The sequence below is a fragment of the Leptolyngbya sp. CCY15150 genome (assembly GCF_016888135.1).
GTDB lineage: Bacteria > Cyanobacteriota > Cyanobacteriia > RECH01 > RECH01 > RECH01.
In genome coordinates, this window is sequence record NZ_JACSWB010000264.1 from 1 (window position 1) to 941 (window position 941).

The following is a 941-nucleotide window of genomic DNA, read 5'->3' on the forward strand; positions in this document are numbered from 1 at the left end:
TCCTTCAACCACCTCTTTGATCCCATCATCGACTCCCTTACTCGTCTCTCGTTCCAACTTGCGGATGTCACGCACTCGCTTTTTTAACTCTTTTTTCGCATGGCGGTCTGCTTCGTAAATCGGCTTGGCCGCTTCTCGTAAATAGTGGAAATGACACAGTCCGTGGGCCACGTCTGGCAGCGCACTAGTGACCGCTTTACGAATTGACGTCTGCCCATCACTGACTACACCCACAATCGGCACGGTTAGCACCTGTTTCACCTTGACTAGCATCGGTATAAGGTCTTCGCTACTGGAGGATAGCAACGGTCTTGCCAGCAAAATCTCGCCGCTGATGACCTCTCGAATCACCCATAACACCTCATGACCCACCTGGGGTTGAAGACCATCAATCGCTAAAATCACGTGGGATTGGTGAGCCAAGATGTTCCGAATCCGCTCGATGTTACCCATTTCTAGCGAGACCAATTCGTCGTAACGAGCCAGCAAATTACTCACCGTGCGCTCACTCACACTCACCCCTCGATGCTGGAGTACCTGGTGGATTTGGACCACGCTCCGATGCTCTTGATAGCGCAAACTCCCCACCAACGCCATCACGTCCAAGCCAAATTCCTGCTGTGGTAATGCCCACTTTCCTTCCGCTTCCGGTCGATACGGTTGGCAGAACCGTTCGCATTCGGGTGTTGCACACCGTCTTACTTTCAGTCGCAACTGCACCACCCCCTCCAGCGTTCGTACCCGACGAACGTTGTCGTATTTATTCCACATCCAGCCTCCACACCAAAGACAGGTTTGTTGAATGCATTCCAGCACTTCCTCTCGGGTCGCTTCCGGTTGCGGTGTTCGTCTGACCATCTTGATTGCCTCACCCTGTTCTCGCCTCTGTGCCTAGCCTAGCCAATTGTCTCCTCTTTCTCCAGCTAGTTTTGCCGCCCTAG

The 941-nt window shown here is 52.9% G+C and carries 1 pseudogene; it reads right to left on the reverse strand.

Features of this window, described 5'->3' with window-relative positions:
• Positions 1-771, reverse strand: a pseudogene (locus JUJ53_RS19655) (ISNCY family transposase); the annotation flags it as partial.
• Positions 772-941 lie beyond the last annotated feature (170 nt).